Source organism: Companilactobacillus nantensis DSM 16982 (assembly GCF_001435815.1).
Classification (GTDB): domain Bacteria; phylum Bacillota; class Bacilli; order Lactobacillales; family Lactobacillaceae; genus Companilactobacillus; species Companilactobacillus nantensis.
This window is the reverse complement of the sequence record NZ_AZFV01000008.1, coordinates 51,690-65,869: the sequence shown is the minus strand read 5'-3', so window position 1 is coordinate 65,869 and position 14,180 is coordinate 51,690. Positions and strand designations below refer to the sequence as shown.

The 14,180-nt window shown below is 35.8% G+C and carries 17 protein-coding genes; 14 read left to right on the top strand and 3 right to left on the bottom strand.

The genetic code is table 11. The features are described 5' to 3' along the window. Positions 1-7: 7 nt before the first annotated feature. Positions 8-310 (top strand): bacteriocin immunity family protein, encoded by a 303-nt coding sequence (locus FD31_RS04900; protein WP_057891653.1) that lies wholly within the window; start codon positions 8-10, stop codon positions 308-310. Positions 311-336: 26 nt separating this feature from the next. Here the strand turns inward: FD31_RS04900 and FD31_RS04895 are convergent, their stop codons facing one another. Continuing rightward, on the bottom strand, positions 337-963 hold the full coding sequence (locus FD31_RS04895) for a hypothetical protein (RefSeq protein WP_057891652.1): 627 nt from the start codon (positions 961-963) through the stop codon (positions 337-339). A 440-nt stretch (positions 964-1,403) separates the two neighbouring features. Here FD31_RS04895 and FD31_RS04890 point away from each other — a divergent pair, with 440 nt between their 5' ends. The 12 genes from FD31_RS04890 to FD31_RS04830 all read left to right on the top strand — a co-directional run bounded on the left by FD31_RS04890 (position 1,404) and on the right by FD31_RS04830 (position 9,988). Next, positions 1,404-1,781, top strand: a complete 378-nt coding sequence (locus FD31_RS04890) for a GntR family transcriptional regulator (protein WP_235805332.1) — start codon at positions 1,404-1,406, stop codon at positions 1,779-1,781. Further along, a complete protein-coding gene (locus FD31_RS04885) occupies positions 1,774-2,502 on the top strand; it encodes an ATP-binding cassette domain-containing protein (RefSeq protein ID WP_057891650.1) in 729 nt (242 codons plus the stop codon). The genes FD31_RS04890 and FD31_RS04885 overlap by 8 nt, the downstream gene beginning before the upstream one ends. Next, a complete protein-coding gene (locus FD31_RS04880; RefSeq protein ID WP_147007353.1) occupies positions 2,492-3,247 on the top strand; it encodes a hypothetical protein in 756 nt (251 codons plus the stop codon). The genes FD31_RS04885 and FD31_RS04880 overlap by 11 nt, the downstream gene beginning before the upstream one ends. A gap of 15 nt (positions 3,248-3,262) precedes the next feature. After that, entirely contained in the window at positions 3,263-3,973 is a 711-nt protein-coding gene (locus FD31_RS04875) for an ATP-binding cassette domain-containing protein (RefSeq protein ID WP_057891648.1), read from the top strand. Then, complete coding sequence (locus FD31_RS04870) at positions 3,970-4,740, top strand: hypothetical protein (RefSeq protein ID WP_057891647.1); 771 nt, start codon at positions 3,970-3,972, stop codon at positions 4,738-4,740. Before FD31_RS04875 ends, FD31_RS04870 begins: the two co-directional genes overlap by 4 nt. Before the next feature lie 38 nt (positions 4,741-4,778). After that, the gene (locus tag FD31_RS04865; protein ID WP_057891646.1) at positions 4,779-5,528 is read left to right on the top strand and encodes a hypothetical protein; all 750 of its coding nucleotides are present in this window, start codon (positions 4,779-4,781) and stop codon (positions 5,526-5,528) included. 104 nt (positions 5,529-5,632) lie between these two features. Then, a complete protein-coding gene (locus FD31_RS04860; protein ID WP_057891645.1) occupies positions 5,633-5,824 on the top strand; it encodes a hypothetical protein in 192 nt (63 codons plus the stop codon). Between the two features lie 842 nt (positions 5,825-6,666). Beyond that, on the top strand, positions 6,667-6,855 hold the full coding sequence (locus FD31_RS04850; protein ID WP_057891643.1) for a hypothetical protein: 189 nt from the start codon (positions 6,667-6,669) through the stop codon (positions 6,853-6,855). A gap of 85 nt (positions 6,856-6,940) precedes the next feature. Next, positions 6,941-7,816 carry a helix-turn-helix domain-containing protein gene (locus FD31_RS04845; RefSeq protein ID WP_057891642.1) on the top strand — a complete coding sequence of 292 codons (876 nt, stop codon included), beginning with the start codon at positions 6,941-6,943 and terminating at the stop codon, positions 7,814-7,816. Positions 7,817-7,837: 21 nt separating this feature from the next. Further along, positions 7,838-8,683: a helix-turn-helix domain-containing protein gene (locus FD31_RS04840; protein WP_057891641.1), complete on the top strand. Its 846-nt coding sequence runs from the start codon at positions 7,838-7,840 to the stop codon at positions 8,681-8,683. Positions 8,684-8,695: 12 nt separating this feature from the next. Next, positions 8,696-9,247 (top strand): hypothetical protein, encoded by a 552-nt coding sequence (locus FD31_RS04835; RefSeq protein WP_057891640.1) that lies wholly within the window; start codon positions 8,696-8,698, stop codon positions 9,245-9,247. Positions 9,248-9,331: 84 nt separating this feature from the next. After that, entirely contained in the window at positions 9,332-9,988 is a 657-nt protein-coding gene (locus tag FD31_RS04830) for a histidine phosphatase family protein (protein ID WP_057891639.1), read from the top strand. 53 nt (positions 9,989-10,041) lie between these two features. Here the strand turns inward: FD31_RS04830 and FD31_RS04825 are convergent, their stop codons facing one another. Next, a complete protein-coding gene (locus FD31_RS04825; protein WP_057891638.1) occupies positions 10,042-10,974 on the bottom strand; it encodes a DHH family phosphoesterase in 933 nt (310 codons plus the stop codon). A gap of 337 nt (positions 10,975-11,311) precedes the next feature. Then, a complete protein-coding gene (locus FD31_RS04820) occupies positions 11,312-12,769 on the bottom strand; it encodes an APC family permease (RefSeq protein ID WP_057891637.1) in 1,458 nt (485 codons plus the stop codon). A gap of 657 nt (positions 12,770-13,426) precedes the next feature. On the opposite strand from FD31_RS04820, the gene FD31_RS04815 reads away from it, so the two are divergent. Next, the gene (locus FD31_RS04815) at positions 13,427-14,179 is read left to right on the top strand and encodes an ABC transporter ATP-binding protein (RefSeq protein ID WP_057891636.1); all 753 of its coding nucleotides are present in this window, start codon (positions 13,427-13,429) and stop codon (positions 14,177-14,179) included. The last annotated feature ends 1 nt before the right edge of the window (position 14,180 follow it).

The window sequence follows — 14,180 nt, the reverse complement described above, 5'->3', positions numbered from 1 at the left end:
TTATATTATGAAAAATTCAGAACAAGTAAGTTTGATGATGGATCAATTAAGCAAAGCATATGGTGATACTGAAGTTAAGCGTCACCCAGACTTGGCAAAAATGATTCTGGATTCGGCTCAAGAATTAGAGAAGAACCACAATCCGGAGTTAGTATCATCAAGATTGTGTAAAAAAATTACAGTCAGTTATTTAGCCAATAGTAAGGATTTTCCGAAGTCGATAATTGTCTTATTTAATCAATTAAAGGGTAAGGAAATGAAGTATGATGGTGTTGCTTTAGCCACAATGATGCTGCCAATCTGGTTTTAGCATGTCTATTACGTATGAAAAGAAGACTATGGTGATTTTGAAAAATCATCGTAGTCTTCTTTTATTTGAGCATCAATTATTTCTCGTACTTCGGTAGGAATATTCAAAGTATTGTAACTGAATTCTTTTAAAAAAATATGTAACTTAGCTAAGGTTTGTTCAGGCTTTTTCACGTAATCTCGAGAGATATCTAAATCAACAATACTATTGTCATTCATGGTTAATCTAACCTTGACAGGTTCGTTAATCATTAAAAACAAGTTATACATGAATCCACCTTCTTCGGAAAGAATCAATTCCGACGTTAATGAAGAACTTCGTTGTGGCAGTCCAATAATCGAGACACGTTTAATGTCTTTCTTACTGATAGCTTTAATTGGTGTGTGATGCGGTAAAAGTAGAGCTAAAAGGCGATTATGAAGCGGCTTGATATCGTTATAACGGATGAAAAAGTTATTCGATTCCCAATAATTAAAGATAATTGGTAAAACAAACAGATAGTGTCCTAGCATTATCAGTATGAATAAAATTCCACCAACTTGAATACCAAGTGTCCGCGAAATATTCAATCCAAAGATAGAACCGACGAGAATACCAACAAATAAGCTAATAAAGAGTGGACGATAAGTAACTTTTTTGCCAAATTTGATCATGATAGATCATTTCTTTCATATCATATTCATTCCCAATTTGCTCTAATATAGCATGGTTAAAGGTTAGGTAAGTTTATAACTTCTTGACGATTTGTATGACTTTAATCATGGAATGTTTTGCCAAATATTTTGAATTAGGTTTTCTAAACATAAAAGATATAAAACCTAGTCGGAAGAGCCGAGAAATAGTCACTAGCTGTGAAAGTGGCGTTAGGGCTTTAGCCCTTACACCACCGGGCGTGTTTGGAGACTTGCTTGCAAGGCTTCAAACCGAGGATCGAGACCTTGGCTCGATCCGGTCCGCATAGCTAGTGAACTATTTCTCGGCTCTGGAGACGGCATTTTTATAAAAAATTAAATAAAACAATCGCACTGAAACGATTGCTTTTTTAATTTTTCCGTTGTACTGTATTAGTGTACTAGAACAGTAAGAGGGTGAAATGATGGAATACATTGATAACATACCTATTTACCTCCAAATAAAGGATATCTTGTATCGTAAAATTATTAGCAACGAATATGAACTAGGCTCACAATTGCCTTCTGTAAGACAGTTAGCCGTTCAATTTTCAGCTAATTCTAATACCGTTCAAAAATCACTTAAGGAAATGACTGAGGAAAATGTCATTCTTCCACAAAGAGGCAAAGGTAATTTCGTAACAGAAGATCCAGAAATTGTTGAAATGTTGAAAGAACACATCGTTAAAGAGATGTTTGATGCAACTTATGACAAGTTACATTCGTTAAATATGAATGATTCAGAGATTGTAGCTAGTTTTAATAAATATATTAATCAACGGGAGGGCAGCCATGAGTAAGGTATTAGAAATTAATGACTTGAATTATAAAAAGAACAATAAGTTAATTTTAAAAGATATCAACTTGAATTTAGATAATGGAAAAATTATCGGGCTGCTGGGTGCTAATGGTGCTGGTAAAACGACGTTAATGCGTTTGATTGCTGGGGTTAAGGCTAAGAATTCAGGTCAAATCTCGGTTGCTGGCATTGATAATAAAGCTGCAAGAAAATCATGTGTTAGTATGACTTACTCCTTAGTTAGTTTTAGAAAAGGTATGGGTGAAAAGAATACTAAGGTTAAAGATGTTGTGAAATTTTATATCGACATTTATCCTGATTTTTCATTTGAAAAATACCAAGCAATGGCGCAATTTTTAGAAATTCCTTGTGATGATAAGATAGCTAATCTTTCGACAGGTACGGGTGAAAAACTAGTGATTGCACTGACACTAGCTCGCCAAGTCCCACTGTATTTATTGGATGAACCTTTAAATGGTGTTGATATTATGGCACGAAAGAAAATTATCAAAAGTATCATTCAATGGAAGAGTGACGATTCAACAATTATTATCAGTTCACATTATGTTAAAGAAATTTCCAGTCTTTTAGATGATGTCATTATTTTGAAAGATCAAACGGTGTATCAAGTGAGTTCCGTTGAAGATATTCAAGAACAAAATCATTTGGGAATTGAAGAGTATTACGAAAAAGTCTACGAAGGGGGTCTGGATGATGAGTAGCCTAGGACGTGTCAGTAAAGGATTATTGAAAAATAAATTTAAAATTGTCAGTTTGATCTTAGGAATACATATTCTCATTTTAATAGCTGTTCAATTGTGGAAAGCTATTCAGCCTCAACCCAATATTACTAGTTTTACAGGAAGCGCGTTTTCAGCTGTTTTGATTGGCGTTATTGTGATAGCCGTGATGAATGAACGAATTTATATTAATGATAAATATCGTTTAATACCTATCAGTGATGGCACACTTTATTCGAGCAATATGTTGACCTCAATTGTCGGACTCATTTATTTGATCGTTGGAGAAATACTTATTTATCTGGCATCCATTACGGTTGCACCAAATAAATATGATGGTTTCATGGTTCGAAGTTTCAATTCAGTGCAACAATACTTGTTCAAGTCTGAAGTCTTAGTAGCTTTTATCTTAGGCATTATCACCGTTTGGGCAGCGATTACAGCACTGCATTTATTGATCGATTGGGTCAATGATTTTCTACCATTTAAAAATCAAAGTTTTGTCAAAATTATCGTTACAGTCATCGTAATTTGGTTATTTATGATACCAGTTAACTTTATTACAGGTAATGTCTTACGAATTATGGGAATCAACGATTTAGATAGTAGTTTCGCCGCCGTTAGCAGAGTGATGTACTCTGGTATGGCGATGATGGTTATCTGGATTGTGATTTTCACCATTATTAGTCTCTATTTGTTGAATAAAAAATCAGAAACAGTTAATTAGTAGGGGGTTACTGAAATGTCAGATTTACTAAAAATTGAGAATTTGAATTATAAGAAAAATAATAAAGCAATTTTAGAAGATATTAATTTGAATTTAAACAGCGGCAAGATCATCGGGTTACTGGGTGAGAATGGTGCCGGTAAAACAACCTTGATGCGCTTGATAGCAGGTGTTAATTCTCTACCTGAAGGCGTTATAACGGTGGACGGTGCAACGAAGAAAAGTGAAATCAAACAAAACGTCAGTTTGAGTGATCAATTAGGTGGTTTTAATCGTAATACTAAAATCGGTGATATCGTTAGATTTTATCAAAATGTTTATCCTGATTTTTCGGAATCAAAGTATTTGGACATCGCTAAATTCTTAGAGTTAGAGGATGATAAACGTCTATCAGCTCTCTCGACAGGTACTAAAGGTAAGTTCATTATCGCTTTAGCTTTGGCACGTGAAACTAAGTTGTATTTGTTGGACGAACCATTAAGTGGTATCGACAGTATGTCACGGAAGAAAATTATCAGCAGTATTATTCGTTGGAAAGATGATGATTCGACCATTATTATTAGTGATCACTATGTGACTGAAATCGCTAGTTTGTTAGATGATGTGATTATTATCAAAGATAAGACGATTTACCAAGTCAGTTCTGTTGAAGCTATCCAAGAGAAATACCACTTGGGTGTCGAAGAATATTATGAACAGGTTTATGAAGGAAGTGTTTCAAAATGACTGAATTTAGGGGCTTAGTTAGAAATTTAATGAGTGATAAATGGCGCATGATGAATTGGATTGTCATCGTTGATTTAATCTTTTTAGTTGTGTTGGATTTGTTGAGAATATTTACCGGCAACTGGGATGGAGTTTTGATTCCAGAACATTCTTTTGAAGCGTTTTATTGCACTATTATCATTGCTAATCTTGTTGGCTTTGTCTTGGTAGCACGAAGTAATGAACGAGTATTTACAAGTAGTAATTATCGTCTAATTCCTACTTCTGATACCAAGTTGTATTTCAGTAATATCTTAACAACGTTTGCTGCGTTCACTTATTTGCAAATTTTAGAAGCTATTATTGGAAACATTATTTATTTTGTGAGTGGTTCAAGCATGTATAGTTCTGCATCTATGAACGGACTAAGCGTGTTGACATTCTTTCAAATAACTTTGTTATTAATTTTTAGTACAGTTTTACTTTGGACGGCAATTACATTAATTCACTTTTTGATCAATTGGATTAGTTCTTTCTTACCATTTGCACGTCAAAAGTTTGTTAGCTTTATCCTTTATATTGTCATAACGGTGGTTGGATTAATTGTTTTCAATTTAACAACCGGAAAGTTCTTTGAAATGATTTATAGCACTTCACAAGGGAATGCCTCGCTACAACAATTAACTAATGTTATTTGGTTGATTCTTGGAATAACTTTTGCATGGATTGCACTTTTCACAGTAATAAATATCTATCTCTTAAAGAGATGGACAGAAACAATTCGTTAAAGACACTACAAAATAATGACTAGGGATGGTCCGTTAATATGAGTAGCCTTCTGGGTGTAAGTAAAGAATTAATTTGGAGCAAATTCAGACCCATCAATTTGACTTTGCTCATTAATATAATTTTGGTTGGTATTATTATTGGTATTACGAAATTTGATTCGATTTTTTTCCGTAGTTTTCCGCAAGGACTCATGATCATTAGTGCGACAGTATTTTTCATTTTAGGTATCGTTATTTTAGTGAACCTCAATGAGAAAGTGCTTTCTAGTAATAGATATAGACTTATTCCAATATCGGAAAGCCAATTGTATTTTAGTAATTTACTAACATCTGGTTTGATTTATTTTTACTTCTGTCTGATAGAATCGGTTATTTTCCTGGGATCACTTTATTACTACATGCGTAATGATGTTTTTTACCACACGGTAATTGATGATAACATTCAGTTTGAATTGTTATTGAAGGATATAACGTTGATATTTTTAGCTGTCGTCCTGATTTGGACGGGGAGTACTTTGGTACATTTATTGATGAATTATATCAACGACTTTTTACAAATTAAAAGTCAAAAGTTACTCTACGTAATTTTTAACTTGTTAATTATAGCGGCAGCACTTGCTATTATTTTTTGGACTTTAACAGAAATGTCAAAAGTCGGGATGTATCGGTATACTGATGTGCCAAATAATATTTTTCCAATCGTCTGCTTAGTCGACGTGATAGGTATTTTAATATCAATCTTTGGCGGTCTATATCTTTTGGAAAATCAAGCTGAAACAGACCGATGATTGACGTTCATGAGCGAAAAACGTACGTTGATGATGAAGTTGGCACAAAAATATCTTTTGGTAGTATTATCAATTTAATAAAAAGGTAAGGAAGGGGAACCAGTGTGAAATTCAATAGTGATTTTTATAAAGGAAAATACTTTTGGATCGGCATTTTGGGGCTTGCATTTTTAGCTGACTTCCCGTGGAATAATGTCTGTACGATTCAAGGTATTCTTTCCCTGATAATGGTAGTTATCGGTACTGTTTCGTTAATTGGTTCAATGTTTAATTTTTCCAGCTATTTCAATTCTTAGGGGCCTCTGGGAGAGCGGGATTTAACCTGCTGTGGGACCGGTTCGAGCCAAGGTCTCGAACCTCGATTTTGAGCTTTGCACAGTTAGCAAATCTCAAAATACGTCCGTGGAGTAAGAACGGGAAATCACCGTTCTAACACCACTGTCACTGCTGGTTAAATCCCGCTCTCCCTCCGGCGTTATATACTTTAATTCTTGGTACTCCAGTTATTTACGAAAAAGTAACCAAGCCAAATAGTAGTACACCACAATTCAAAACAAAGAATAAACTAGCCGGAGGAAGTAAGAATTTAGGTCGCCGTGAAGGTGGTGTTATGGCTTTAGCCATTACACCACGGGACGACTTTTGAAATTCGCGTACTTTGCGAAGTTCAAAATCGAGACTGGAGACCGTACTTTGGCTCCAATCGGTCCCCACAGCGACCTAAGTTTCTTACTTCTGGAGGCGACATATTTTCAAAATAATAATAAATACAACGATTCAATTATGGACAGCTTGTCTATGGTTGAATCTTTTTTTATGTTCAGGTTGAAACTATTATGTGGGTTAACTTAGGGGCTAAAGAATTACGTTTTAGTTCGATGAAAGAAGTGACCATTATGTCTGATTTTCTTGCTTTTCTTGCAATGTTTTTTGGCTGTATGGAGATTTTTTTGACGATAAAGTCGTTTTTTCAAATTAGGAGGGAACCAAAGAATAAGTTTCCTAGGATTGCTCGATTGTTGCTGTTGTTTGGCTCAACGTTTGGAATGGTCCTAATTTTTCTCAGTTTTGATCTTATTTTCAAATGGATTTAATCATGTCTGAAAATAGCCTATGATTAAGAAAAGGGGGCATCATCATGGGACTTGAAATGATTGGTATCGTGGTTATTTTAATGGGAATTTATCAAATCTATGTTGGTCGAAAGATGTACTTCAATATAAAAAAGAATGTTAAAAATCCTCAGCCTTATGTCTTTATGGGTGTCTATTCTTCTTTGATTATCGGTGTCATTTGCCTAGTTGTGGGAGCATTTATGATTAAATAGCCGTTATATAACGCTAGCAAGCAATAAGTGCGTGCATTTTCCTTAATTTAGTACCTATAATTTAGGTATAGAGGAAGTGAGCCAGATGTCTTTAGCAAGTAATATTGTTAAATATCGTAAAAAAAACCAGTTGTCACAGGAACAATTGGCTGAAGCATTGAGTATTTCTCGGCAATCAATTTCTAAATGGGAAACGGGCGAGAATTTACCTAGTATTGATAATTTGATTTCATTGAGTGGTTTACTGGATATTTCGTTGGATGAGTTGATTACGGGTGAGCCATATCTGCATTTTCCATACAATTATGGGAAGCCAAAGAATCGCTGGCCAGTTTTCTTTTTGATAGTGGTCATGTTAATTGCAGTATTGATTTTTTCAGGCTTTCATAACTTCTATGCGCCATTATTGGGAGCTTTGGCCAGTTATACGATGGTTATTTTGGTTTCGCCATTTGATTTTAAACGTTATTACATCTATTGGACGTTGAATAAAACGGGGATTACTTATGTTATTAACAATAAAGACGTTTATAACAGTTTGGAAGAACTCACTATTCCTATCAAGACACTCTTGCATGCACGTAAAACGGGATTTATCCCCTATCAACAAATGAAAAAAATTACGGTCAAAATAGATTTGTTTGAAGTTAATCCTAATTCAGCTATGGGGCTGAAAGGTGGCTATGCACCAACAAGAGCGCAATATATGCACGAAGGTTTTCATTTAATTATCACAACTAAACAGGATCAGGAAATTTACTTAGATTTGCGGCAATACTATTGGCCACAGTCTTCAGAACGTCAAATGTTATCAACGATTCTTATGTTTCTACAGCGGAAGAATATTGAGTTTGTTGATGAACAAAATATTGCGGAACTGGTCAAGGATAGAAGCATTGTCCTAACCAAGAAGTTATATGATTTACGTGATAAGCAAAGTGAAGATGAATCGAAAATTTAAAGATAATAGGGGTGTCTAGAAATGGTTTTGTCCGACAATATTGTTAAATATCGAAAGAGGAATCAGCTTTCACAAGAACAGTTGGCTGAATCATTGAACATTTCCAGACAGTCCATTTCTAGATGGGAAACAGGCGAGAGCTTGCCCGGAATTGACAACCTCATTTCTTTGAGTGGTTTGTTAGATATTTCATTGGATGAATTAATAACCGGCGAACCATATCTGCATTTTCCATTCGACTATGGAAAACCAAAGAATCGCTGGCCAGTATTTTTTCTGGTACTTTTGATCATTGGATTCAGTGGGATTGCAGCCATAGAAAATATTTTCATTGCCTTATTACTTTCTATAATCGCTTATTTTATGGGTACGTTTATGGGCCCATTTGATTTTAAACGTTATTACACTTATTGGACTTTGAATCGAACGGGAATTACTTATATTAGTGATACTAAGGGTAAATACACGGGGATTGATGAGTTAATAATTCCGCTCAAAGCCTTATTTCACCTTAGAAAGCCACAATTTATTTCATACAAAAAGATAAAAAGTATTGAAATCAAAGTTGATTTATTTGCTTACAATCCTAATTCGATGATTACCTTTGATAATTACGTACCCAATATGGGTCAAACGATGCACGAAATGTTTTATCTACTTGTAACAACTAAAGATAATCAAAAAATTTATTTAGATTTACGCCAGTATTATTGGCCTGACTCCAATGAACGTAAAATGTTGGCAACGATATTAACGTTTTTACAACGAAAGAATATTGAATTTATAGATAAACAAAATATTACGGAAATTACGAAGAATCGAGATATTAAATTAACCAAAGAGCTATATAGATTGCGTGATGAGTAGCAGGGGGCAATTATGAAGGAATTTACGTTTGGTCGCAAAATTAATTATGTGCCACTGGTAGTTAGTTTGGCTGTGGGCATAATTATTAGTGTATTTTTCTATACTTTTGCTAAAGAGATTGGAATTAGTATTTTGTTTGGAGTGCTTTGTTTTATCGTAGCTGTGGCACTGTATGCAGTTAAATTGTCAGATACTTACGGTTATTGGAAAATCAATCAGCAACAAATTAGTTATTACGATTATAAAACGATGGGTCGTCGAATTATGGCTATCTTATTACCGTTAAGTAGTAAGCAATCCATTGTCAGTCTTCAACAGGTCGACACTGCCAGTTTAGTTATTGGCAAGAAAATGCAAGTTCCTGCTAATATTAAAGCCGCTGCAGCCAGTGCTTATCTGGTATATTTTTACCCAAGTGCCTATTATTTAGGCTTGAAACTGGAAGATTCACAAGAAGTAGATTTGGATTTGTCATTTGATGAGATGGAAAATCAGAAAATTGAGCGGATGATACAATTATTGAACTCACAGTTGAGCAATCCCGTAACCTTAATTGAAAAATAAGCCGATTTGAAAAATTGTCTTTTGTTTCGGACAAGCCTACAATTTTCTCTGTAATTACGTTTCAATTAGGAGTTGATTTGTAAAATGGATATCTACTTCGTTCGTCATGGAGAAACTTATTTTAATTATTTAGGTAAAATGCAAGGTTGGTCTGATACACCTTTAACTAAATCAGGTCATGAGGAAGCCTACCAAATGGGCAGAACACTTGGTAACTTAGGCGACATTTCCAATACCATTTATTGCAGTGATATGAATCGTTCGATCCAAACTGTCACGGAATTGAATAATGGTTTTAAAGCCGCTGGTGGCAAAATCTTTAAAATGGTTACAATGCCTGAGTTAAGAGAACAATTTTACGGTAGTTTTGAAGGTCAATCTAAGAAAGAAACTTACGCTAAGATTTCTGGTAAATCAGTTGAGGCAACGCTGCAGGAAATGAATGCCAACGAGATGCAGGATAAAATTGCTAAGCTTGATTCAACACATTTAGCCGAGACAAGTAAGGCATTTTGGACTCGTTTTGCCAGTGGAATTGAAAAAATTCTTCAAACGGAAACTAAACCAGTTATCGTTGTAACACATAGTGCTATTTTGACTGCTTTAGTTGATACATACGCTCACGAAATGCTGGATCAAATTGAACCAAACAATTTATCACTAACCAAAGTTCATTTTGAGAGTAAGAAATTTGAACCAAGAATTGTTTACTATAATATTAAAGTTGAACAAAATATTTAGAAGAATCAAAAAAGGAGCTAGTAATCATAGTCGATTACTAGCTCCTTTTGCGTTTATTTATTTAAGTTATCCATATCTTTAATCAAAGCATTAACATCTTCCATGCTACCGACATAAACGCCACTAGCTAGGGGATGACCACCGCCACCGAATTTTTCAGCGACACCGTTAATTGCGACATTCTTCGAACGTAAGTTGACACGGAAGTGATTAGGTTCTTTTTCACTAACAACAATCCAATTATTGATGGTATTAATTCGACCAATCAGTGGCACGGCATGATCGAGTTCGCCGTCGTCTAAATGGAATTTATCGAATTCAGGTTTACGGATAATAATGTAACCAAAACCTGAATCAGTAATTTGGAAATTGTCTAAGATGTAAGCCTCTAATCGAGCAACTTGCAAGGACATTTCATCCTCATGCAAAGCAATTTGGGAAATATCGATACCAGTTTTAGCTAACTCAGCTGAGATTCGTAAAGTTCGATAATCAGTTTCTCCATATAAGAAACGATTCGTATCGCCAACAATACCGGAATAGAGGCTAAAAGCTGTTTCCCGTGAAACTTTAAGTGGTGCCAGCTTTTCGGCCAAGGTATAAATCATTTCAGCACAACTAGAGAAGGATTCGTCGACCCAATTAATTTCCCCAAACGAATCAACATTAGGATGGTGATCAATCTTAATGATTTTATCAGCAATACGATAGTCGCCATTATTGTCGATTCGTGGTGAATTGGCAGTATCAACCGCAATAACGAGTGCATCTTGATAAGTGTCAATAGAAATTTGGTCCATTTTACCAATCCAATCGAGGACTGCTAAATCGATTCCAGCAACGTAAATTTGTTTTTCAGGAAAAGCTTCTTGAAGCATTGTCTTCAAACCGATTTGTGAGCCAATTGCATCAGGGTCAGGATTTTGATGTCTGAGAATAATAATTTTTTGATACTGCTCAATTGTTTTTAAAATTTCATTGATCATAAGAAGACCCCTCAGCTTTTTATAGATTTAATAATATTGTATGCCGTCTCCAGAACTTAGAAATATTCACTGGCTGTGCGGACCGACCTGAGCCAAGGTCTCAGGTCTCGGTTTGAAGCCTTGCAAGCCAGTCTCCAAACACGTCCGGTGGTGTAAGCGATAAATCGCTAACGCCACTTTCACTGCCTGTGAATATTCTAAGTTCCTCCGACTAGATTAAATAAGAAAACTAGTAATTTGGTTATAGGCTATTTATATAAAATAGTAAATTATCAGATTAATATCAAAATACTTATTTATATTTTAACATCAATTCAATAAAGCAAGAATTAATATGCTAAGCCTGCTCGTGTGACCGTTGAACGTAAGCAATTACTGGCAAAATGATACCAATTAGGATCATCAAAACAGGTTCCAAAATGTTCAATGTCAAAACGTGTGTCCAAGCAGCTGTACCCGGTGTTTCATCAGTTGGGAAGATACCTAATGTGGCGGCCCCAAAGGTGATAGCGAAGCACCAAATACCAACTAGGATAGCGAAATACTTGTTTTTGATGTAAACGAAGTCAGATTTAAATTTATCATCGTGTAATCTAACGAGAATAAAGGAACTGAACAAGAAACAAGTTGTATATGGTGAAACGATTCCGTTCAAGTTCAAGAGTTGATTAAAGATTGAATTCATATTTGGCAAAGTAGCACTCATTACCATGATAACGGTACAGATACCAGTCGTTAGCCAGTAACCATTGATTGGTAAACCACGTTTATCAGTTTTCGTGAGACCCTTTGGTAAGTATTCTTTGGCGGTATCAGAAAGGAACATTCTTGTCCCGGCATCCAAAAGGACAGCCAATTGCGCCATCATATAGAGAGCTTGTGTTAAAGCAAATAAGTATAGGAAGAAACGCCCCATACCAAATTCTTGTCCCATGTATTGGAAAGCATAGTAAGAACCATTCATTTTCAAGTCATTTGGCAAATGGTGTGCATTAAAGAAGACACCTAAGGCAAATGAACCTAAAACAGTTAGAAAACCAGTCATAATAGCTAGCATCCACATAGCTTTAGGAAAATCACGTTTCCCATTTTTCATCTCTGTAACATATGGTGCCGCAAATTCTGAACCGTTCATCGCAAAGATGACAAGTCCGAAAGTGGAAAGATAATGCATATCAAACTTAGGAATAAAAGATTGAATCGTAAATGGTTGAGTATGTGGCATGTTACCTTTGCCAAGATAAACAAAAGTCATCACGACATACAAGATTGAGATGATGAACATAGCGCCACCACCGAGAATACTCAAAATTTGTAGTGAATTGCGTAAATAATGTTGAATAAAAATGAAGACTGTAAAAATAACAGCTGTTAAGAGAGCAAACATTGAATTGCTCATTTTGTCAGACATTGAACTGTTACCGTTGATCAACCAACCAAAGGAAATCAAAGTTGAATTCGCAACATCGACAATGTAAGGCAAACTAGAAACCCAAACGGTCCAGGCACAAATATAACCCCAGACATTACCACCAGTGGCACGAACCCATGATGTAACGCCGCCACCTTCTTCATTAAATGTTGAACCTAAATGACCAACCATCATTTCATAAGGTACAACGAAAACAAATAACATAATGATCCAAGTAAAAACAATTCCCAAACCTTGGTTATGGAAATTATAAACAATATCATCGAAGCCAATAACAGTAACGAAATCCATTAGAGCAACGACAGGCCAACTAATAAACGACTTTTTTGATTCTCCGTCGATATTTGGCAGATTTTTCCCCATCGGAAATACACCCCTTAGTGTTTTATATTTTCGGACATCTTTGCGAATAGTCCTCAAATATTATATATCAATTGCTGTCTCCGGAGCTGAGAAACATTAACTGTCTATGCGGACCGGGCCGAGCCAAGGTCTCGTCCCTCGGTTTGAAGCCTTGCAAGTTCGGCAAGTCTCCAAACACGCCCAGTGGTGTAAGGGCTAAAGCCCTAACGCCACATTCACAGCCAGTTAATATTTCTCAGCTCCTCCGACTAGTTTAATAAATGTTTGCAGTGTTTATATATTTGAGTAGTTGGATGCTTTTGAAAATCATTGCAGCTCTTTGACATAATTATTCGTAAGAAACATAAAATTTAAGAATCCAATAGTCGGAGGGCACAAGGGGTGAAATCAGCAGTGGCAGTGGTGTTAGGTCGAGTGATTTTTCTCGGCCTTACAGCACAGGACGTATTTTGAAATTCGCGGGTTCTGCGAAGTTCAAAATCGAGGGTCAAGACCGCTCCTCAGGCTTGAGCCGTTCCTCACAGCGATTTCACCCCTTGTGACCGGAGACGGCCCCGTAAGTGCGGCTTACAAAAGTGTAAGGAAATGTAAGGAGAATCGCACGACCCTAAACGTCCTAGCCGTTATGATAGATATATCAAATGGAGGGAAGTACAAATGCAAAAAATCGTCGATGTACAAAATGTTGAAAAAATTTATGGTAAGGCTGGAGAGAAACAATTCAAAGCTTTATCCGATGTAAATTTTGAAGTTAAGCCCGGCGAATTCGTAGGAATTATGGGTGCTTCAGGTTCAGGTAAAACAACACTTTTAAATATTCTTTCAACTCTAGACACACCAACTAGTGGTCGTGTTGAAATTGCTGGTCAAGATATTACTAAATTAAAAAACAATCAAATGGCTGATTTCCGTGCCAATAAAATTGGTTTCATTTTCCAAGACTTCAATTTGTTGGAAAACTTAACTGCTTATGAAAATATTGCTTTGCCATTAGCTCTACAAAACAAACCATCTAAGTCAATCAAGCCTGCAGTGACGAGTATCGCTGAAAAATTAGGCCTAACAGAGATTTTAAATCACTATCCAACAGAACTATCAGGTGGTCAAAAACAACGTGTCGCCGCTGCTCGTGCCCTAGTTCATGAACCATCAATCGTCTTTGGTGACGAACCTACTGGTGCTTTGGATTCGAAGAGTGCTAGAGCTTTGATGGATACTCTAACAAAAATTAATCGTGAAGATAATGTATCAATTTTACTTGTAACTCACGATCCATTCTCAGCTAGTTTCTGTGACCGTATTCTTTTCATTAAAGATGGTGAGATTGGTCAAGAGTTGAAGAAAGAAGACGCTAGTCGTGCGGAATACTACCAAGAAATTCTAGATTCATTAGGAACATTCGCTGAATAGG